A 19,256-nucleotide genomic window follows, 5' to 3' on the forward strand; every position below is an offset into this window, starting at 1 on the left:
ATGACTGAAGGGAACTTCGTGTCCAACCCCCACTCCGCTCTCGATGTCTCCGCCTTCCCGCACGACTTTCTGTGGGGCACGGCCACATCGGCGTACCAGATCGAAGGAGCCGTCGCCGAGGACGGCCGCGCGCCTTCCATCTGGGACACCTTCGCGCACACCCCGGGGAAGATCGACGGCGGCGACGACGGTGACATCGCCTGCGACCACTACCACCGGTGGCGCGAGGACATCGGTCTGATGCGGCAACTGGGCACCAACGCCTACCGGTTGTCCGTCGCCTGGCCGCGCGTCGTCCCCGGCGGCGACGGGCCGGTGAACCCCAAGGGCCTCGCCTTCTACGACGAGTTGATCGACGCGCTGCTCGCCGAGGGCATCACCCCGTCGGTCACGCTCTACCACTGGGACCTGCCGCAGGAGCTCCAGGACCGCGGCGGCTGGCCGGTTCGGGAGACCGCCGAGCACTTCGCCGCGTACGCCGCCGTGGTCGCGGAGCGCCTCGGGGACCGGGTGAAGCACTGGACGCCGCTGAACGAACCGCTGTGCTCGGCGTGGATCGGCCACCTGGAAGGCCGGATGGCGCCAGGGCTCACCGACCTGACCGCCGCCGTCCGCGCCTCCTACCACCTGCTTCTCGGCCACGGCCTCGCCACACAGGCGATCCGCGCCGCAGTGCCGGACGCCGAGGTCGGCATCGTCAACAACCTCGCCCACGTCGAACCCGCCACCGACCGCCCCGAGGACCTCGCCGCCGCCCACCGCATGGACGGCCACGCCAACCGCTGGTGGCTCGACCCGGTGCACGGCCGCGGCTTCCCGGCGGACATGCTGGAGGTGTACGGAGTCCAACTCCCGGAGAAGGCGGGGGACATGGCCGCCATCGCCTCGCCCCTCGACTGGCTCGGCCTGAACTACTACTTCTCCTCGGCCATCGCCGACGACCCGTCGGGACCCGCGCCGCACGCCGACGCCGTGGCCCGCCCCGGCCTCCCGCGCACCGGCATGGACTGGGAGATCGACGCCCACGGCATCGAGGCCCTGCTGCTCCGCCTCACCCACGACTACGGCGCCCGCAAGCTGTACGTCACCGAGAACGGCTCCGCGTACCCCGACGTCGTACGTCCCGACGGCACCGTCGACGACCCCGAGCGCGAGGCGTACCTGGTGCGGCACCTCGCGGCCTGCGCCCGCGCGATCGACCAAGGCGTCCCGCTGGCCGGATACTTCGCCTGGTCACTGCTCGACAACTTCGAGTGGGCGTACGGCTACGACAAGAGGTTCGGCCTCGTCCACGTCGACTACGCGACGCAGAAACGCACCATCAAGGGCAGCGGTCACCGGTACGCGGACCTCGTGCGCCGCCACGGCGCGCTGGCGCGGCGGGCCGCCTGAGGCGACCGGTTCAGCGGGGCCGACCGGAAGCGGCCTCGCTGAGCCGGTCCAGCACATACGCGACATCGGGGTGCCCGGCCGTGCCCGCCCGGTACACGGCCCGCACGGTGCGCCGCACGGGGGAGTGCAGCGGGTGCAGGGACACCCCGTCCAGGTCGGCGGGCAGGGCGAGTTGGGGCACGAGGGCCACGCCCGCGTCCCGAGCCACCAGGGCCGTCAGTACTCCGAAGTCGCTCGCCCGCGCCACCGCGCGCGGCACGAAACCGGCGGCCCCGCAGGCCCGTTGGGTCATCTCGTGGCAGGCGGTGTCGGCGCCGGGCACCAGCCACGCCTCCTGCGCGAACGCGGCGAGGTCCGCCTTGTCGCCCGGCGCGAGACCGTGCCGGGCCGCCGTATCGGGATGCAGCGCCAACTCCACCGGTTCGTCGAAGAGATGACGCTGCTCGCAGCCCGGCGGCAGCGGCCGGGGCAGCAGGCTGTACGCGTGCGTGACCGCGACGTCGACCGTCCGCTGCCGCAGCGCCTCGTCGGCGGAGTCCGGCTCGTGCTCGACGAGGTGCAGCCGCGGCGCGTCCGCACCGGGCTCCGGCCACACCAGAGGGAGCAGCACTCGCGCCGCCGACGGGAACGCGGCGACGCGCACCGCGCCCGGCCGCCCCTGCCGCAGCGCCGCCACATCGGCCTGGGCCGCGGCCAGATCGGCGAGCACCACCTGGGCGTGCTCCACGAGGAGCCGCCCCGCGCCGGTGAGCCGCAGCGCCCGGCCGTGCTTCTCCAGGAGCGTCAGCCCCGTCTCCTTCTCCAGCGCCGCCAGCTGCTGCGAGACTGCGGGCCCCGTCAGATGCAGGGCCTCCGCGGTCGCCGCCACCGTGCCGTGCGTGGCGAACTCCGCCAGCAGCCGCAGCCGCCGCACCTCCAACACCAAAGCTCACCTTCTCGATAGAGGAAGAAAGAGTAACTGGACCTTTCTTATTCTACGGAGCAGGGTCGGGAGGGTGAAGTCCGTGACGTTCGACAAGACCTCCCTCGCCCTCGCGGCCACCGTGCTGCTGTGGGCCTCCGCGTTCCCGGCCATCCGCGTCGCCCTCGACGGGTACGGGCCCGCCGCGCTCTCCTTCGTGCGGCTCGCCTCCGCGTCGCTCGCGCTGCTCGCCGTGGCGCCGTTCCTGGGCGTGCGCAGGCCGCGCCGGGCCGATCTGCCGCGCATCCTCGTGGTCGGGGCCTGCGGCATGAGCGCGTACCAACTCCTGCTGAACTGGGGCGAGACGAGGGTGCCGGCCGGAACCGCGAGCCTGATCGTCGCGTCGGTGCCCGCCATCAGCGCGCTGCTCGCCGTCGCGTTCCTCGGGGAGCGGCCGTCCTGGCGCACGATCGCGGGATCCGGCACGGCACTCGCCGGCTGCGCGCTGATCGCCCTTGCGGGCGGGGAGGCCGGCTATACGACCGCCGCCTGGGCCGTCATGGGCGCGGCCGTCGTACAGGCTGTCTACCACTTCGCCATCAAGCCGCTGCTGCGGCACTGCACCGGTCTCGAGGTCGCCTGCTATGCCATGTGGGCGGGTACGGCGCTGCTGCTCCCGTTGGCGCCGGGTGCGCTCGGTGAGTTGGTGCGGGCCCCGGCCGATGCCACTCTTGCCGCGCTGTATCTGGGGCTGCTGCCGTCCGCCGCCGGGTTCGTGGTGTGGGGCTACGCGGTGGCCCGGCTGACCGTGACGGCTGCGACCGCCGCGCTGTACCTGGTGCCGTGCGTGGCCCTCGTGGTCGCGTACCTGTGGCTGGGGGAGGCGCCGACGTCGGTGGAGGCGGTCGGCGGGGTCGTGACGCTCGCGGGCGTCGTGCTGCTGGGGCGCGCCGGACCCAAGGGGCGCGCCGCACGGAAGAGGCGCGGCGCGCCGGGGGAGCCGCAGCAGTGTGTCGAGCCCGAGGGGCCCGTCACGCCAGCGACAGGAACAGCTTCTCCAGCTCCTCCTCGCTGAGCGGCGGCTGCTCGCCGTCCGCCGCGTTCATGCAGTCCCGCATGCCGGAGGCGATGATTTTGAAGCCGGCGCGGTCCAACGCGCGGGAAACAGCGGCCAGTTGGGTGACCACGTCCTTGCAGTCGCGGCCCGCCTCGATCATCGCGATGACGCCGGCCAGCTGCCCCTGGGCGCGGCGCAGTCGCTTCAGGACGGCGTCCATCGCCTCCGGATTGCCTGTGCCGCTCACGAGCGCAGGGCCGCGCGGGCGGTGTCGAGAGCGCCCGGCGCGGGCTGGTTGAACGGAAGCTTGCCGAGCACCGCCGCCATGCCGCACGTGTTGCTCACGCCGGAGTAGACGAGGCCGGAGGCGACGCCCGCGGCGAGCAGCCGGCCCTTCGGGGCGCGGCGGCCGAGCGCGAGGCCGAGCAGCACCAGGGAACCGGCGGCGAACCGGACCTGGCGGTCCATCGCCCAGACGGCGCGCTCGGGGCGGGCCGCGGTGTCGACCGGCAGCCCCTCGGCGGACCAGGCCTGCGTGCCGCCGTCGAGCCCGACGGCGTCGACGCCCGCCTCGGCGAGCTTCGCGCAGGCCGCGGCGGAGCGGTGCCCGGCCGCGCACACGACGACGAGCCGGCGGCGCTTGGCCGCGTCCCGCAGGTCGGGCAGCAGCTCGTCGATGAGCTCAGCGGGCACGTTGAGGGCGCCGGGTACGTGCCCCGTCGCGTACTCGGCGGGCGGGCGCACATCGAGGACGAGGGTGTCGTCTGCGGCGCTGCCGTGCAGCTCAGCGGGGGCGAGGGTGGTGCTCATGTCTCTCTCCTGTCTCACTGGTATACCCCCGAGGGTATCAACGTGTGCCCTCGTGGATACGCCGCGGGTACGCGGCCCGATCGGCCGGGCAAAGTCCCACCGAAAGCAGGACAAGGGTTGTCGGGATTCCGGGACATGCTCGTAAGAGCGAGCCACACGGCAACAACGCGAGCCGCACGGCAACAACGCGAGCCGCACGGCAGCAATGCGTGCCACACGGCACCAACGCGAGACACCTGGCAACAACGGGAGACGACCTCATGCCTGACAACGCCCACCCGGCGACGGACGAACAACCCCTGCGCGGCAAGGTCGCCCTGGTCGCGGGAGCCACACGCGGCGCGGGCCGCGGCATCGCCGTCGAGCTCGGCGCGGCCGGCGCCACGGTCTACGTCACCGGCCGCACCACCCGCGCCCACCGCTCCGAGTACGACCGCGCCGAGACCATCGAGGACACCGCGGACCTCGTCACGGAGGCAGGCGGCCACGGCATCGCCGTCCCCACCGACCACCTCGAGAAGGACCAGGTGCGCGCCCTCGTCGAGCGCATCGACCGCGAACAGAGCCGCCTCGACATCCTCGTCAACGACATCTGGGGCGGCGAGAACCTCTTCGAATGGGACACCCCCGTCTGGGAGCACGACCTCGACAACGGGCTCAGGCTGCACCGCCTCGCCGTCGAGACACACGCCGTCACCAGCCACTACGCGCTGCCGCTCCTGCTGCGCAACCCCGGTGGCCTGGTCGTCGAGGTCACCGACGGCACGGCCGAGTACAACAGCACGAACTACCGCGTGTCGTTCTTCTACGACCTGGCCAAGAACTCCGTCCTGCGCATGGCGTTCGCCCTCGGCCACGAACTCGGCTCGCGCGGCGCCACCGCCGTCGCCCTCACGCCCGGCTGGATGCGCTCGGAGATCATGCTCGGGCACTACGACGTCACGGAGGAGAACTGGCAGGACGCGGTTCGGGTACAGCCGCACTTCGCCATCTCCGAGACACCCCGCTACACCGGCCGCGCCGTCGCCGCGCTCGCCGCGGACCCGGACGTCGCCCGGTTCAACGGCACATCCCAGTCCAGCGGCGGCCTCGCCAAGGTCTACGGCTTCGCCGACCTGGACGGCAGCAGGCCCGACTCCTGGCGCTACCTCGTCGAGGTCCAGGACGCGGGCAAGCCGGCCGACGTCACGGGGTACCGCTGACGACCCAAGGCTTCTGATCTGCTCGTACGGTCTGCGAGAATCAGCGTCATGACATCCGGCATCGTTCCAGGTCTCGTCCTCGGCGACCCGCTCCCGCGCACCGCGACGCGGGAGCCGAGCCGCCCCTGACCCATGTGCTCGCCCGGTGACCGTCACCGGGCCGCCTCCCGCTCCTCGCCGAAGTGCGCTTCGTGCCCCGCACGTTCCACTACGAGGAGTTCCCACGGTGACCGTCCTGTCCTGGACCGAACCCGATACCGACACCACCCGCACCGCACCCTGGCGCGCGCTCGGCGGCGGACGGCCGCCCCGGCGCGTCGTCGTCGCCGACGACCGGACCAGCGCGCGGGAGGCCTACCGCCACGCCTGCGAAGGCACCGCGCTGCTGTGGCGCGGCGACCACCACGGCGCCCGGCAGCTGCTGAGCGCCCTCGGCCGCCGCGTCGACCGGGCGCTGCCGCCCGCCGACGGCTTCCACGAGCACCGCAGGAACCGCGCCCACCGCGCCCGCATCCTCGGCATGCTCCTGGTCGTCCTCGACGCCGACTACGGGCTCGACCTGCGCCGCGCCCCCGACGTGCGCCGCGCGTGCACCGAGGCGTACGGACCCGCCCCCGGAACCCCCGGCGTCGTACCGCTGCGCGAGCTGCTGGGCGTGCTCGGCGCGCACGAGTGGCGCCGCACCGGTGTGCCCGTCGCCGCGCTCGACGGCGCCCGCATCCACCCGCACTACGGAGTGTTCGCCCCGGTCAGGGGCGAGTACGTCGACCTCGTCCGGGATACGGAGCTGCCCCGCGGCGCGGTCGGCGGCGTCGCCTTCGACCTCGGCACCGGCACGGGCGTGCTCGCCGCCGTACTCGCCCGGCGCGGCGTCGGCCGGGTCGTCGCCACGGACGCGGGCCCGCGCGCCCTCGCCTGCGCCCGCGACAACGTCGACCGGCTCGGGCTCGCGGACCGCATCGAGGTGAGCGACGCGGGGCTCTGGCCGGCGGGCGGGCGCGCATCGCTCGTCGTCTGCAACCCGCCGTGGCTGCCCGCACGCCCCACCTCACCCCTCGAAGAAGGCGTGTACGACCCCGACTCGCGCATGCTGCACGGCTTCCTCGGCGGGCTCGTGGGCCGCCTCGAACCCGGCGGCGAAGGCTGGCTGATCCTCTCCGACCTGGCCGAACTCCTCGGGCTCCGCGACCGCGACCTGCTCACGGACGCGTTCGCCGCCGCGGGCCTGCGCGTCGCCGACCGGCTCGACATCCGGCCGCGCCACCCGCGCTCCCGCGACCGCACCGATCCGCTGCATGCCGCACGCGCGGCGGAGACTACGTCGTTGTGGCGATTGGTTCCGATGGGGGAGGCTCCCATGCGTACATGACGGTGAATCAGGCGCGGCAGGGTGGGACGAGAGGGGCAATGTGGGGTAAAGGGGTCAGGTCGCATCCGCCCCGACATCCGCTCGACGGAGGTACTCCATGGCCCCTCAGCACCGTCTTCGCCGCCGCCACGCGGTGGCCGCGGCCGCCCTGCTGATCACTACGCTCGCGGGCGCGGCGCCCGCGGGGGCCGGAGCGGCGGAGGGCAGATCCGCCCCCGCCGCCGGCCACGGGTCCGGTCAGGGCGTGGGGAAGGGGAGGGGCACCAACCTGCTCGTCGCGGGGCTCGACCGCCGCAGCGGGATGTCCCGCGAGGAGATCCAGCGGCTGCACGTCGGCGGCCAGGAGTGCGGCTGCACCGACGTGCTGATGGTCGTGCACATCGCCGCCGACGGCCGCCGGCTCAGCGTCGTCTCCCTGCCCCGGGACTCCTTCGTCCGCTTCGCCCGGCACGACCACCCCGCGCACAGCGGAAAGATCAACGGGGCGTACGCCCACGGGGGCCGGGACCTGACCGTGCGCACGGTCGAGCGCGCCACCGGCCTGCGCATCGACCACTACATGGAGGCCGACTTCCGCGGGTTCGTGGCGGCGGTCGACGGCCTGGGCGGCGCCGAGGTGTGCAGCGACAGGCCGCTGCGGGACGAGAACTCGGGGCTCGACCTCGCCGCGGGAACCCACGACATCGACGGCACGCACGCCCTGCGCTACGTCCGCGCCCGGCACCTCAACCCGCCCGGCGACCTCGGGCGGGTCCGCCGCCAACAGAAGCTGCTGCTCGGCATGTTGGCGCGGCTCTCCGACGCGAAGGTCTTCAAGGACCCGATGACGACCGCCCGTACGGCCCGCGCGCTGATGTCACACGTACGCACCGACGGCCACACGGACATCCGTACGCTGACGTCCCTGGCATGGAAGCTGCGTGACCTCACGCCACGGCAGACGGAGTTCGCCACCGTGCCCATCTCGAACTTCGACTACCGGGACCCCACGTGGGGCTCGTCGCTGCTGTGGGACGACAAGCGGGCGAAGCGGATGTTCGGGGCGCTGCGCGCGGACCGGCCGTTGGCGACCACGCGGAAGTCCGGAGGTCCTGTCCCGGTCGGCATGCCGCCCCAGGAGACCAAGGTGACGGTCGACGACCCGCGCATCGCCGACGGACTGCGCGAGAGCGGCTTCGACGTGACCGAGGTGCCCGCGCCGAGCAGCCGTCCGAGCGGGCCCACCGTCGTCACGTACGACCCCGAACGCGCCCGCTTCGCGCCCTCCCTGGCGGCCGCGCTCCCCGGTGCGAAGCTGCGGTCCGTGGCCGGATTCGGCCCCGCCTTCCGCGTCGTCGTCGGCGGTGGCGATCGTGGTGTGACGCAAGTGACGTACGACCGCAGCATGGTGGAAGGGGCGCCGGTTACCGGAGACCGGCTGCGCTGCGGGCACCCTTCGGGCAAAAAGGGCTGAAAACCGACCACTGCGGGGCCCCTTGGGGTTCCGTGACGGGAGCGCGACGCTCTGTGTTGCGGTTACGGTTCTGCTGTGGTGATCAACGCGCAAGGCAACAACGAGGCACATTCCACCGAGCCGGGCACGGCGCTGCTCCTCGCGGCCGCGCCCGTCGGCAAGGCGGGCCTCCTCGACGCGGTCTCCGTGCTGCCCACGCTCGCGGCGGTGCCGCCGAGCGTGCTCACCGGCACGGCGGCGGCGTCCGTCGTCGAACTCGCGGACCCGCTCGACCCGCAGGCCGTCCTCACCCGCCTGCGGACGGTGGCCGCGCAGCCCGGACCGCTCCACTTGTTCATCGCGGGTCAGCTCCACCTCGACCACCGCCAGCGCCTGTTGCACTTGGCCCTCGCCCGCACCACCCCGTCGACGCTGCGTTACACGGCCCTGCCCTGGCACTGGCTCACCGGTGAACTCACCCTGCGCCGCCCGCACACCACGACCGTCGTGCTCGACCTCGTCGCCGACGCGGAGGCGTGGAAGCACGTCGGGGTGGGCGGCCTCGGCCTCGGCCACGGCACCAGCGTCTTCGGCCGGGTGCTGCCGCCCCCGCCCCGCCGCACCACCCTCACCCCCACGTACCTCCGCGCCTACGCGGACATCTGGCGCACAGGAGCCCGCCCCACCCCACCCGACCTCCACGAAACGGCGGCGTCCCACGCGGGCCCGAAGGACGCGCTCTTCGTGGCGCTGGGGTCGGGTTACGTGCCGAAGGGGACGCCCGGCGGCGGGCACGCGCGGGGGACCGGGGTCGTGGGGGAGCCCGCGGCGGGGAACGGCCACGCGCCCGGCGCCGGAGACCCGAGCGAGCCCGCGCCCTCGGTACGGCCCACCGGGCCGGAGGCCGCAGGAGCACCTGCCGCCACGGCACCGCCTTCGGCAACGGTTCCGACTCCGTCCACTGGTCAGCCCGCGCCTTCTGCTCCGCTTCCGCCTGCCGGTCCCGCTGCGGGTCCGGCCACTGGCTCCGTACCCGGACAGGGCTCGTCGGCGGCGCCGGCAGGGGACTCGGTGACGGCCCCGGATTCGGCTCCGATTCCGGATTCGGTCCAGGACCGGCCCTCGAACCCGGGCGCGGGTGCGCCACCAGCTGTCGCTCCGGGCGCCGGTCCCGCGACGGCACCGCCCTCGCCTCCGATATCGGTCGCGCAAGCGGCCCCCGGACCGGAGCCGGTCCAGGTCCCAGGGCCGGATTCAGGTTCGGCCCCTGCGGCAGTGCCGGCCCCGAGCCCGGTCCCGGCACCCGCTTCGGTTGCGGCACCTGCCCCGGAGCGGGCACGGGCTTCAGGCCCGGCCCCGGTCTCGGCTCCGGCGGTTGCCGTAGCAGCTGCCTCGGGTTCGCGGCCGAACTCGACCACCGCCCGAACTTCGGCACCCGCCGATGCCTCGGCTCCGGGCTCCGTTCCCGGGGCGGACACGGTTTCGGCTCCGGCCGCGAGTCACGCCCAGGCCCCCGCCCACACTTCGGCACCCGCTCCCGCACCGGCCGTGCGGCTCGCCAAGGCGCCGGCGCCTAGCCAGGTCACCCCGCCCCCGGTTACCGCTCCCGTCAGCGCACGGCCCTTGCCCGAGGCCGTCGCCGCAGCGCCCGTGACCGTACCGCCGAGCCCCGCGGCTGCGCCGGCGCCGGCAGCGTCCGCGCCCGTACCGCCCAGCCCGGCGGCCACGTCCGCCCCCGCACCGGCAGCGCCCGCCATCCCGCCAATGCCCGCCACCGCGCCCGCGGCCCCCGCCGACCCCGACCCGCACGCCCTGTTGCTCGCCGCCGTGCAGGCGGGGCGGCATGGGGAGGCCGCGTCCATTGCTGCCGCGTGGGAGGGGGAGGCGTTGCGGGTGCATGGGATGCGGTCCTCGCAGGTCGTGCACTGGATGGAGGTGCGCGCCGACCTCGCGCGGCTGGCCGACGAACCGGGGCGCAGCTGCGAGCTGTGGATCGCCGTGGCGCACGCCCGGATCGCGCGTGGCGAGGCGTCCTCCGACGAGGACGTGGAGGCGGCCGTCGACCGCGCCCACCACCAGTGGGAACAGGTCCGCGACCCGGACCGGGCCCGCGGACACGCCGTCGGCCTGACCGCCCTGCGGGAACAGGTGCCGGGCCGGCGCCCCGGTGCCCTCGACGCGATCAAGCGCCGCCTCGACGCGCTGAGCGACCCGACCAGGAAGGCCTGACCCCGCCGCCGCTCAACAGGCCCGCCGCACATACCCCTTCGTGCCCGCGGGTCGCACGTCCATGTCGCGCAGCACGATCGAGAGCCGGTCGCCCCACGCGCGGCACGCCCGCTTGAAGTCGGCCTTGCGGTACTCCACGGCGAAGACCCGGTCGTCGTACGCCGACGCGTACCCCCGGCACTCGTCGTAGGCCTGGCACTCCTCCGTCACCGCGAAGTCGAACCCGATGTCGCGGCGCTTCGGCAGGAGTTCCGCGGTGTTCTTCTGCCCGACCGCGAGCCCGGACCCGTGCGCCCGGTCCGCGATGAGCTGCGCGAACGCGACCGCGTCGGAGGCGTCGAGCAGTCCGTCGGAGCGTTCGTAGGAGTCGAGGTTGTCCGGTTCGACGGCCTGGAACCCGTCGTCGGCGCAGCCCCGGATCCAGCCGCCCACGATGTTCGCAAGACGCGCCCGCTTCGTCTTCGTGGAGATGTCGAACAGCGGCTCGTGCCAGTCCTCGTCGATCACCAACTTCCCGTCGCCGTCCCGCAGCAGCAGGTCGTCGTGGTGGGCCCGCCACCACTTCACGGCGTCGGGCTGGGCCTGGAAGGCGTTGACGTAGCAGACGTTGTAGAGCCCGCGGGCGGGGGCGTCCCCGCGGTCCCGCGACACGGCCCGCACCCCCGCGGGCGGCTTGTACGCGCCGCCGATCTGGTAGTCGAACTGTGCGTCCGGCGTCGGTTGTTGGACGCGCGGGGAGCGGTCCCCGGACTCCGGTGACGAGCAGGCCGACAACGCGAACGAGGCGGTCAGGGCGAGGCACAAAGCCGACAGACGTCGGGAAGTCGGGCGGAAGATCATTCCCGCAGCCTAGAACGAGAAACCTGGCCACCCTTCACAACGGGCGCCGGAAGCACACCCGATGCTGCCCGGGACCGTCGTAGTCCTCGCGCACCGCGACCCCGCCCACCTCCCGGTCACCCGGCTCCACCACGAACCCCAGCTTCCGGTGGAAGGCGATGGACCCGGTGTTCCCAGGCGAGGTGATCGCTCGCACGTCCTTGCGGCCGGCCCGCTCCGCCCGCTGGAAGAACTCCTCGTACAGCCCCCGCCCGACACCCGAGCCGCGCAGCGCCGGGTCGACCCCCACGAAGTGGATGTACGCGGAGGTGTCGTCATCGGCGGCGTACAGGCCCACCAGGAACGCCCGCACACCCGAAGCGTCCTGCGCCACCAGGCTGGTGCCCGCGAAGAACTGGAGGAACAGGCGGGGGAGCAGCAGCGACAACTCGCGCGCCTCCTGCGGCGTGCGCGAGTCGCCCCACCACTCCTGGACACGTTGGACGAGCGCGGGATGGTCGTCCTCGTGGGCCGCGCGCAGGTCGGGCATCGACGTTTCCTTCGTCAGGGTTCGCGGTGGGCGGGTCGAACGGTCACCGAGCGGTACCGGTCGTGACTCACTTCACGCCGCCTCCCGGCACCGCCGGGAACAACCCTGCCGCCCGGTCCGTTGACTCAGATGTGGACACGGATGGAACAGTGTCCCCGGGCCCAACCTATCGCCCGCAGGGAAGATCGTTCGGCTGAAGCCCTGCGGAGCCCTCCGCCGAGAGGCGACCGCCATCCGTGTCCCGCCTCAAGCCGCCCCGGCCGTGGTCCCCCGTCACGGCCGGGGCTTCCTCATGCGCCGCCGGGCCCCGGTCTAGTGTTTGCCCATGACGCGCTTCCATGAGACCAAGCACCGGCTCGTCACCACCTTCCAGCGCCACATCGCCAACCCCGTGACCCGGCGCCTGCCGACCCAGGTCCTCCTGGAGACGACCGGCCGCACGTCGGGGCTCGCGCGCCGCACCCCGGTCGGAGGGCGGCGCGTCGGCGGGGCCTTCTGGCTGGTCTCGGAGTTCGGGTTCAAGTCCCAGTACGTGCGCAACATCCAGGCCGACCCCCGCGTCCGCGTCCGCCTGCGGTCCCACTGGCACAGTGGGACCGCGCACCTGCTGCCCGACGACGACGCCCGCGCCCGCCTGGGGGCCCTGCCGCGCCTCAACAGCGCCGCCGTCCGCGGCCTCGGCGTCGACCTCTTGACCGTACGTGTCGATCTCCATGACTGACCTGGCATGATCGGGGGCATGGCAGAACGTGTGATCGCCGCGTGTGACGGCGCGTCCAAAGGAAATCCCGGACCCGCGGCTTGGGCCTGGGTCGTCGCCGACGGTGACGAGAAGCCCGTGCAGTGGGAGGCCGGAGCGCTCGGCACCGCGACGAACAACGTCGCCGAACTCACCGCCCTGGAGCGGCTGTTGAGTACGGTCGCCGCGGATGTGCCGCTCGAGGTGCGGATGGATTCGCAGTACGCGATGAAGGCGGTCACCACGTGGCTGCCCGGCTGGAAGCGCAAGGGCTGGAAGACGGCCGCGGGCAAGCCCGTCGCCAACCAGGAGCTGGTGCAGCGGATCGACGCGCTGCTCGACGGCCGCGAGGTCGAGTTCAAGTACGTGCCCGCGCACCAGGTCGACGGCGACCCGCTGAACGATTTCGCGGACCGCGCCGCCAGCCAGGCAGCCGTCGCCCAGGAGGACGCGGGCAGCGCGCTCGGCTCGCCCGAGCCGCCGCCGTCCAGCCCGTCCTCCGCGAAGCCTCCGCGCGCGAAGGCGGCGTCCGCCAAGCGCACCTCCTCCGGCTCCTCCTCGCGCACCCTCAAGGCGAAGTTCCCCGGCCGCTGCCGCTGCGGCCGCTCGTACGCCGCGGGGGAGGACATCGCCAAGAACCCTGACGGCTGGGGTCACCCGGAGTGCCGCACGTCTGCCTGACCGAAGACGACTGAAGACGACATGGAGGGGCCCGGCGCGCAACACGGCGCCGGGCCCCTCTCAGTTCCCTACGTACTCACTTACTCACGTGCTCACCCGCACGTAATCCACCACCAACTGCTGCGGGAACTGCGTACTGGAGTCCGGGTCGCCCGGCCAGTACCCGCCCACGGCGAGGTTGAGGATCAGGAAGAACGGCTTCTCGAAGACCCACTGGTTGCCGCCGACGTCGGCGGGCGTCCGGGTCTGGTAGACCGTTCCGTCCACCGACCAGGTGATCTTGTTGGGCGTCCAGTCCACCGCGAACGTGTGGAAGGCGTCCGCGAAGGCCTGGCCGTTCGGCAGCGAGTACCCCGCGCCGATTCCGCCCGAGCCGGAGTAGCCGGGGCCGTGGATCGTGCCGTGCACCGTCGACGGCTCGAAGCCGACGTTCTCCATGATGTCGAGCTCGCCGGAGTTGGGCCAGCCGACCGAACCGATGTCGCTGCCCAGCATCCAGAACGCGGGCCAAATGCCCTGCCCGCGCGGGATCTTCATCCGGGCCTCGACGTGGCCGTGCGTCGTCTCGAACTTCCCCGACGTGTTGAGGCGCGACGAGGTGTACTCACATGTCCCGTACCAGCACTGGTAGTTGGAGGGGTTCTCCTTGCGGGCGGTGATGACCAGGTTGCCCTGACCGTCGAGCTTGGCGTTGTTGTTGCCCGCCGTGTAGTACTGCCGCTCGTGGTTGTTGACGTTGTCGCCGGTCTCGGTCTGCCACTTCGAACCGTCGACCGCCGAGCCCGCGGGCCCGTCGAAGTCGTCGGAGAAGGTGACCGCCGCGGTGTGCGCGTCGCCGTCGGTCTCGGCGGCGTTCGCCGAGGGCACGAACGCCGCGGCGACACACAGCAGGGCCGCGGCGCCCAGCGGGAGTCTGCGGCTCAGCGGGCGGAGGGAACTGCGCATGGGGCATCACATCACTTCGGGTAGGGGGTCGTGCCGTCCCGCGGCACGCCAGAAAGTGAAGGCAAGAAAGCTGCGCTTGACGTGTTCTGTTCAAGGCTTGATTTAAGGGGCGGGGCGAAGGGGCGTCAAGGGACTGCGCGAAAGTCCGTACCAGTGTTCCCGGTTAAGGTTTGCCGACGATCTTCGAGACGAGCTTCGAGGCGACCTTCGAACCAGGAGTGATGTGAGCATGCTGCGGTGCGCTGTACTCGACGACTACCAGGGCGTCGCCCGTGAACTTGCCGACTGGGACCGCCTGTCGGGGCGCCTCGACGTCACGTACCTGAATCGCTATATCGATACGCACGATGAACTCGTCGCGTTGCTCGGCGACTGCGAGATCGTCGTCGTGATGCGTGAACGCACCCCGTTTCCCGCTGAGTTGATCGCGCGTCTGCCGAAGCTGCGGCTCCTCGTCACGTCGGGCATGCGCAACGCGTCCATCGATCTCGACGCCGCCGCCGCGCACGGCGTCACGGTCTGCGGCACCGCGAGCAACCCCGAACCGCCCGTCGAGCTGACCTGGGCCCTGATCCTGGGCCTCGCCCGCGGTGTCCTCACCGAGGGCGCCAGCCTGCGCGACGGCGGCCCCTGGCAGTCCACCCTGGGCGCCGACCTGCACGGCCACCGGCTCGGCCTGCTCGGCCTCGGCAAGATCGGCGCACGGGTCGCGCGCGTCGGCGCCGCCTTCGGCATGGACGTCGCGGCGTGGAGCCAGAACCTCACCGCCGAGCGGGCCGCCGAAGCCGGTGTCACCCTCGCCGCCTCGAAGGAAGAGCTCCTCGACACCAGCGACTTCGTCTCGGTCCACCTCGTCCTGGGCGACCGCACCCGCGGCCTGCTGGGCGCCGACGAACTGCGCCGCATGCGCCGCACCGCCTACCTCGTCAACACCTCGCGCGCCGCGATCGTCGACCAGGAAGCGCTGGTGCGGGCGCTGCGCGAGGGCTGGATCGCCGGCGCGGGCAGCGATGTCTTCGACACCGAGCCCCTCCCGGCCGGCCACCCCCTGCGCACCGCCCCGAACTTCCTCGGCCTGCCCCACCTCGGTTACGTGACGCGCCGCAACTACGAGGGCTTCTTCCAGGGCGCCGTCGAGGACATCGAGGCGTATCTGGCGGGGAGCCCCGTGCGCACCCTCGGCTGACCTGGGATCAGTCGCGTACGAACTCCCGCAGCTCCTCCGCGAGGTCCGGATATTCGTCGAGTACGGCGCGTGTCGCGAACTCGTGGTCCGTGTAGTCGAAGCCCGGGGTGACGACCTCCGCCACCAGGCCGTGGCGGGCGTCGCCGAGCAGGTGCGAGGCCTTCCAGTGGCCGCCGGGCACCAGCAGGAAGCGCTCGTCGTCCGGGCCGAGGACGGTGCGCCGGAGGGTGCCGTCGGCGGTGACGGTCACGTACTCCAGCGGGCCGCCGTCGATCAGGAAGTGCAGGATGTCGCTGCGGTTGCGGTGCAGCAGGCCGCTGGGCTGCCGCTCGTCGAGCAGATAGTAGATCGATGTCGCCGAGGGGCGGGGGCCGTGCGGCGTCGAAAGGTCGTGCGGGCTCGTGTACACCCGGCGGAAGTAGCCGCCCTCGCCGTGCGGCTCCAGGTTCAACTCGCATCGCCAGTCGCGCACCGTGGCTCCTCAGGGTGGATCATGGGTGGGTGGTCAAGCGTAGAGGGCGCGGGGCAGGGCTGCGGGAGGCTCGCGAGTACCGTGCGCTGTCGCCCGCGCACCCGCCGTGACCTGCAACTCCGTGATGAATGACGGGAGTTGGCATGAAAGACTGCGGGCAGGTCACACGTACCGCCCCGCCCGCTCAGCGACGTTGGAGAGTCCTCATGACGGCACCCGCTCCCCGGCCCCGTATCGACACCAGCCAGGCGCACCCCGCGCGGGTCTACGACTGGCTGCTCGGCGGGAAGGACAACTACCCCGTCGACGAGGCCGTCGGTGAGCAGCTGCCGCCCGAGGCGCGGGACGCGGCGCGGCAGAACCGGGAGTTCATGCAGCGGGCCGCCGCCTGGCTCGCCGGGCAGGGCGTCGACCAGTACCTGGACATCGGCACCGGCATCCCGACCGCGCCGAACCTGCACCAGATCGTGCAGCGGATCGTTCCTTCGGCCAAGGTCGTCTACACCGACAACGACCCCATCGTGCTGCGGCACGCGCAGGCGCTGCTCGTCAGCAGCCCCGAGGGGGCCACCGACTACATCGAGGGCGATGTCCGCGAACCGGATGCCATCCTCGAACACGCCCGTACCGTCCTGGACTTCGACCGGCCGATCGCCCTGTCGCTGATCGCGCTGATGCACTTCGTCCCGGACGACGAGGAGGCGTACGGCATCGTCTCCAGGCTGGTGTCCGAGCTCCCGCCCGGCAGTCACCTGGTGCTGTCCAACGCCTCCAGCGACATCTTCCCCGAGCTGGTCGAGAAGGTCGTGGCCCAGTACACGAAGGCCGGGATCCAGCTGGGCTTCCGCACCCGCGACGGGGTGGCGCGGTTCTTCAAGGGGCTCGACCTCGTGGAGCCGGGTCTGGTGACCGCCACGGAGTGGTTCCGCGACGAGCCCGCTCCCGCGCCCGAGCCGAGCGGCATCTACTCGGGCGTCGCCCGGATCTCCTGAACACGGATCTCCTGAACACGGTTCTGTTGAATGCGGATTTCCGGCATACGGATTTCCTGAGTCACGCGGACGGCGGCGCGCCATTGAGCCGGGCCGACAGCTGGTGCGCCGCCGCGATCACCGCCTCCGCGACCCCAGGCAGCGCCTCCGGCGGCAGCCGGAACACGGGCGCCGACACATTGACGGCCGCCACCACATCGCCCCGGTGGTCGTGCACCGGCACGGCGACCGCGGTCAGGCCCGGCTCCATCTCCTCCGCGGCCACCGAGAAGCCGCGCGCCCGCTCCGCCCGCAGCCGCTCCAGGACGGCCGGTACGTCGCGGGGTGCCGCGTCCGTGCCGGGCAGCGGCGCCCCGTTCTCGGTCGTCAGAAGCGCGGCCACCTGGTCGTCGGGCAGCCCGAACAGCAGGGCGCGGCCCGTGGACGTGCAGTTCAGGGGCGAGGTGCGGCCGATCCACTCGTGCGCCTGAAGGCCGCGCGACGTGCGCTCGGTGAGCACCGTCACCACCCCGTGCCCGGACAGCACCGTCAGATACGCCGGCTCCCCGACGCGATGCACCAGATCCCGCAGAACCGGCGGCGCCTCCCCGTACAGCCGCTCCTCGCCCGCCGAGGAGGCCAGCGCCAGCAGCTGCCAGCCGACCCGATAACGCAACGTGCGCGGGTCCCGCTCCAGGAACCCCTCCTGCGCCAGGACCTTCAGGGTCCGTGACACCTGCGTCTTCTCCCGGCCCACCGCCTGGGCCACTTCCTGTACGCCCATCGGGCCCTGCGCGAGAGCGCGCAGCACGTCCAGCGCGCGGTGCACGCTGCTCAGATTTTCCGCTGCCATGACGCAAGACTGCCACAGCGGCGTGCGTATAGAGCAACTCGCATTGTTCCATTCGCACGGACCGCCCTATGGTCGATCCACATGTGCGGAATCGCAAGCCTTCACAGTCATCACGGAAGTCTCGACACCGAGTGCGCCGACGCGGCGGCACAGGGAATGCTCGACCGGCTCGCCCACCGCGGGCCCGACGACAGCGGGAGCCGGACGGTCGGCGGCCACAGCTGGCTCGGCCACCGCCGCCTCTCCATCGTCGACCTCGACGGCGGACACCAGCCCCTCGGCGGCACGAACGGCGACGACGACTGGTCGCTCGTGTGCAACGGCGAGATCTACAACCACCAGGAACTGCGCGAGGAGCTGCCCACCGAGGCCTTCGGCTCCTCCTCCGACTCGGCGGCGGCGCTCGCCGTGCTGCGCACGGAAGGGCCCGAGGGCCTGCTCCGGCTGCGCGGCATGTGGGCGCTGTGCGCGGCCACGCCCGGCGGCCGGTTCGTCGCCGCCCGCGACGCCATCGGCATCAAGCCCCTGTACTGGGCGCGCACCGACACCGCCGTGCACTTCGCCTCCGAACTGCGCGCGTTCCACCCCGACGTCCAGCCGAACGCGGAGATCTTCCCGCCCGGCTGCTGGTGGACGCCCGAGGACGGCCTGCGCCGGTTCGCTGAGCCGGTTCCCGACGTGGCCGCTGCCTGGGGCGGGGTGTCCGAGCAGGTCGTCGAGAAGGCCACCTTCGAGGCCGTCGCCGACTCCATCCGCCGGCATCTGATGGCGGACGTCGAGGTCGGCGTGTTCCTCTCCGGCGGGCTCGACTCCAGCCTCGTCGCCGCGGTCGCCGCCGACGAGTACGCCCGTCAGGGCCGCCGCCTCAAGACCTTCGCCGTCGGCACGGAGGACTCCCCGGACCTGCTCGCCGCGCGGGACGCCGCCGCGTTCCTCGGTACCGAGCACCACGAGGCGGTGCTCGACGCCGAGGCCGCGGCGCGGGTGCTCGACGAGGTGGTCGGGTGCGTGGAGTCCTTCGACGCCAGCCTCATCCGCAGCGCCGTCCCGAACTGGTTCCTGTCCGAACTCGCCTCGCGGCACGTCAAGGCCGTGCTCACCGGCGAGGGCGCCGACGAACTCTTCGCCGGATACGGCTACTACCACGAGCGGCACGCAGCCCCCGACGAGCTGGACGCCGAACTGCGCCGCACCATAGGCACGTTGCACGGCCTCAACCTCCAGCGCTGCGACCGCGTCACCATGGCGCACGGCCTGGAGGCGCGGGTCCCGTTCCTCGACCGGGACGTCATCGCACACGCCATGTCACTGCCCGCGCCCGTCAAGGGACTTGAGGACGACGGCATGGAGAAGGGACACCTGCGTCGCGCCTTCGCGGGCTGGCTCCCGGAGCACCTGCTGTGGCGGCGCAAGGAGCAGTTCGGCACGGGCAGCGGCGCGGAGAGCGTCCTGAGCCCGCTGTGGGACAGCCGCATCACGGACGCGGAGTTCGCGGCGGCGACCGCCGAGGACGGGGCGCCCGAGCTGCGCAGCAAGGAGGAGCTCGGCTACTACCGGACGTTCCGGGCCGCGCTGCCCGGCGTACGCCCGGAGGCGGTGCTCACGCGGTTCGCGACGGCGTAGCCGCTACGCGGGTACGGGACGGGCG

General features: G+C 72.5%; 19 protein-coding genes. 11 read left to right on the top strand and 8 right to left on the bottom strand.

Features of this window, described 5'->3' with window-relative positions:
- A complete protein-coding gene (locus tag OG746_RS44060) occupies positions 1 to 1,392 on the top strand; it encodes a GH1 family beta-glucosidase (RefSeq protein ID WP_524540540.1) in 1,392 nt (463 codons plus the stop codon).
- Between the two features lie 10 nt (positions 1,393 to 1,402).
- Here OG746_RS44060 and OG746_RS44065 read toward each other — a convergent pair whose 3' ends face one another.
- Positions 1,403 to 2,314: a LysR family transcriptional regulator gene (locus tag OG746_RS44065; RefSeq protein WP_266725042.1), complete on the bottom strand. Its 912-nt coding sequence runs from the start codon at positions 2,312 to 2,314 to the stop codon at positions 1,403 to 1,405.
- An 82-nt stretch (positions 2,315 to 2,396) separates the two neighbouring features.
- Between OG746_RS44065 and OG746_RS44070 the strand changes: the two genes are divergently transcribed.
- Positions 2,397 to 3,368 (top strand): DMT family transporter, encoded by a 972-nt coding sequence (locus OG746_RS44070; protein ID WP_266725044.1) that lies wholly within the window; start codon positions 2,397 to 2,399, stop codon positions 3,366 to 3,368.
- Here OG746_RS44070 and OG746_RS44075 read toward each other — a convergent pair.
- Both OG746_RS44075 and OG746_RS44080 read right to left on the bottom strand, forming a co-directional pair.
- Positions 3,325 to 3,570, bottom strand: coding sequence for a metal-sensitive transcriptional regulator (locus OG746_RS44075; RefSeq protein WP_266725789.1), 246 nt, complete (start codon positions 3,568 to 3,570; stop codon positions 3,325 to 3,327). The two genes, OG746_RS44070 and OG746_RS44075, sit on opposite strands and share 44 nt — an antisense overlap.
- A gap of 23 nt (positions 3,571 to 3,593) precedes the next feature.
- Positions 3,594 to 4,160, bottom strand: a complete 567-nt coding sequence (locus tag OG746_RS44080; RefSeq protein ID WP_266725046.1) for a rhodanese-like domain-containing protein — start codon at positions 4,158 to 4,160, stop codon at positions 3,594 to 3,596.
- Positions 4,161 to 4,420: 260 nt separating this feature from the next.
- Between OG746_RS44080 and OG746_RS44085 the strand changes: the two genes are divergently transcribed.
- The 4 genes from OG746_RS44085 to OG746_RS45520 all read left to right on the top strand — a co-directional run bounded on the left by OG746_RS44085 (position 4,421) and on the right by OG746_RS45520 (position 10,392).
- Positions 4,421 to 5,362: an SDR family oxidoreductase gene (locus OG746_RS44085; RefSeq protein ID WP_266725048.1), complete on the top strand. Its 942-nt coding sequence runs from the start codon at positions 4,421 to 4,423 to the stop codon at positions 5,360 to 5,362.
- 226 nt (positions 5,363 to 5,588) lie between these two features.
- The gene (locus tag OG746_RS44090; RefSeq protein WP_266725050.1) at positions 5,589 to 6,731 is read left to right on the top strand and encodes a methyltransferase; all 1,143 of its coding nucleotides are present in this window, start codon (positions 5,589 to 5,591) and stop codon (positions 6,729 to 6,731) included.
- Positions 6,732 to 6,828: 97 nt separating this feature from the next.
- On the top strand, positions 6,829 to 8,184 hold the full coding sequence (locus OG746_RS44095; protein WP_266725052.1) for an LCP family protein: 1,356 nt from the start codon (positions 6,829 to 6,831) through the stop codon (positions 8,182 to 8,184).
- Positions 8,185 to 8,259: 75 nt separating this feature from the next.
- On the top strand, positions 8,260 to 10,392 hold the full coding sequence (locus tag OG746_RS45520; RefSeq protein ID WP_323179751.1) for a hypothetical protein: 2,133 nt from the start codon (positions 8,260 to 8,262) through the stop codon (positions 10,390 to 10,392).
- Between the two features lie 12 nt (positions 10,393 to 10,404).
- Here OG746_RS45520 and OG746_RS44105 read toward each other — a convergent pair whose 3' ends face one another.
- Positions 10,405 to 11,232, bottom strand: coding sequence for an endo alpha-1,4 polygalactosaminidase (locus OG746_RS44105; RefSeq protein WP_266725054.1), 828 nt, complete (start codon positions 11,230 to 11,232; stop codon positions 10,405 to 10,407).
- Between the two features lie 34 nt (positions 11,233 to 11,266).
- On the bottom strand, positions 11,267 to 11,761 hold the full coding sequence (locus OG746_RS44110) for a GNAT family N-acetyltransferase (RefSeq protein ID WP_266725056.1): 495 nt from the start codon (positions 11,759 to 11,761) through the stop codon (positions 11,267 to 11,269).
- A 325-nt stretch (positions 11,762 to 12,086) separates the two neighbouring features.
- Between OG746_RS44110 and OG746_RS44115 the strand changes: the two genes are divergently transcribed.
- The gene (locus tag OG746_RS44115; protein ID WP_266725058.1) at positions 12,087 to 12,482 is read left to right on the top strand and encodes a nitroreductase/quinone reductase family protein; all 396 of its coding nucleotides are present in this window, start codon (positions 12,087 to 12,089) and stop codon (positions 12,480 to 12,482) included.
- 6 nt (positions 12,483 to 12,488) lie between these two features.
- Complete coding sequence (locus OG746_RS44120; RefSeq protein WP_266725060.1) at positions 12,489 to 13,181, top strand: ribonuclease H family protein; 693 nt, start codon at positions 12,489 to 12,491, stop codon at positions 13,179 to 13,181.
- An 84-nt stretch (positions 13,182 to 13,265) separates the two neighbouring features.
- On the opposite strand, the gene OG746_RS44125 is transcribed toward OG746_RS44120, so the two are convergent.
- A complete protein-coding gene (locus OG746_RS44125; RefSeq protein ID WP_266725062.1) occupies positions 13,266 to 14,126 on the bottom strand; it encodes a glycoside hydrolase family 16 protein in 861 nt (286 codons plus the stop codon).
- Positions 14,127 to 14,355: 229 nt separating this feature from the next.
- Here OG746_RS44125 and OG746_RS44130 point away from each other — a divergent pair, with 229 nt between their 5' ends.
- On the top strand, positions 14,356 to 15,312 hold the full coding sequence (locus OG746_RS44130; protein ID WP_266725064.1) for a D-2-hydroxyacid dehydrogenase family protein: 957 nt from the start codon (positions 14,356 to 14,358) through the stop codon (positions 15,310 to 15,312).
- A gap of 7 nt (positions 15,313 to 15,319) precedes the next feature.
- On the opposite strand, the gene OG746_RS44135 is transcribed toward OG746_RS44130, so the two are convergent.
- Positions 15,320 to 15,784, bottom strand: a complete 465-nt coding sequence (locus OG746_RS44135) for a cupin domain-containing protein (RefSeq protein WP_266725066.1) — start codon at positions 15,782 to 15,784, stop codon at positions 15,320 to 15,322.
- A gap of 206 nt (positions 15,785 to 15,990) precedes the next feature.
- Here OG746_RS44135 and OG746_RS44140 point away from each other — a divergent pair, with 206 nt between their 5' ends.
- Entirely contained in the window at positions 15,991 to 16,776 is a 786-nt protein-coding gene (locus tag OG746_RS44140) for an SAM-dependent methyltransferase (protein WP_266725068.1), read from the top strand.
- 61 nt (positions 16,777 to 16,837) lie between these two features.
- Here OG746_RS44140 and OG746_RS44145 read toward each other — a convergent pair whose 3' ends face one another.
- On the bottom strand, positions 16,838 to 17,608 hold the full coding sequence (locus tag OG746_RS44145) for an IclR family transcriptional regulator (protein ID WP_266725070.1): 771 nt from the start codon (positions 17,606 to 17,608) through the stop codon (positions 16,838 to 16,840).
- A gap of 81 nt (positions 17,609 to 17,689) precedes the next feature.
- On the opposite strand from OG746_RS44145, the gene asnB reads away from it, so the two are divergent.
- Positions 17,690 to 19,231: an asparagine synthase (glutamine-hydrolyzing) gene (gene asnB / locus OG746_RS44150; RefSeq protein WP_266725072.1), complete on the top strand. Its 1,542-nt coding sequence runs from the start codon at positions 17,690 to 17,692 to the stop codon at positions 19,229 to 19,231.
- Positions 19,232 to 19,256: the final 25 nt, after the last annotated feature.

Origin of the sequence: Streptomyces sp. NBC_01016 (assembly GCF_026341035.1) — a bacterium.
In the GTDB taxonomy this organism is placed as follows: domain Bacteria; phylum Actinomycetota; class Actinomycetes; order Streptomycetales; family Streptomycetaceae; genus Streptomyces.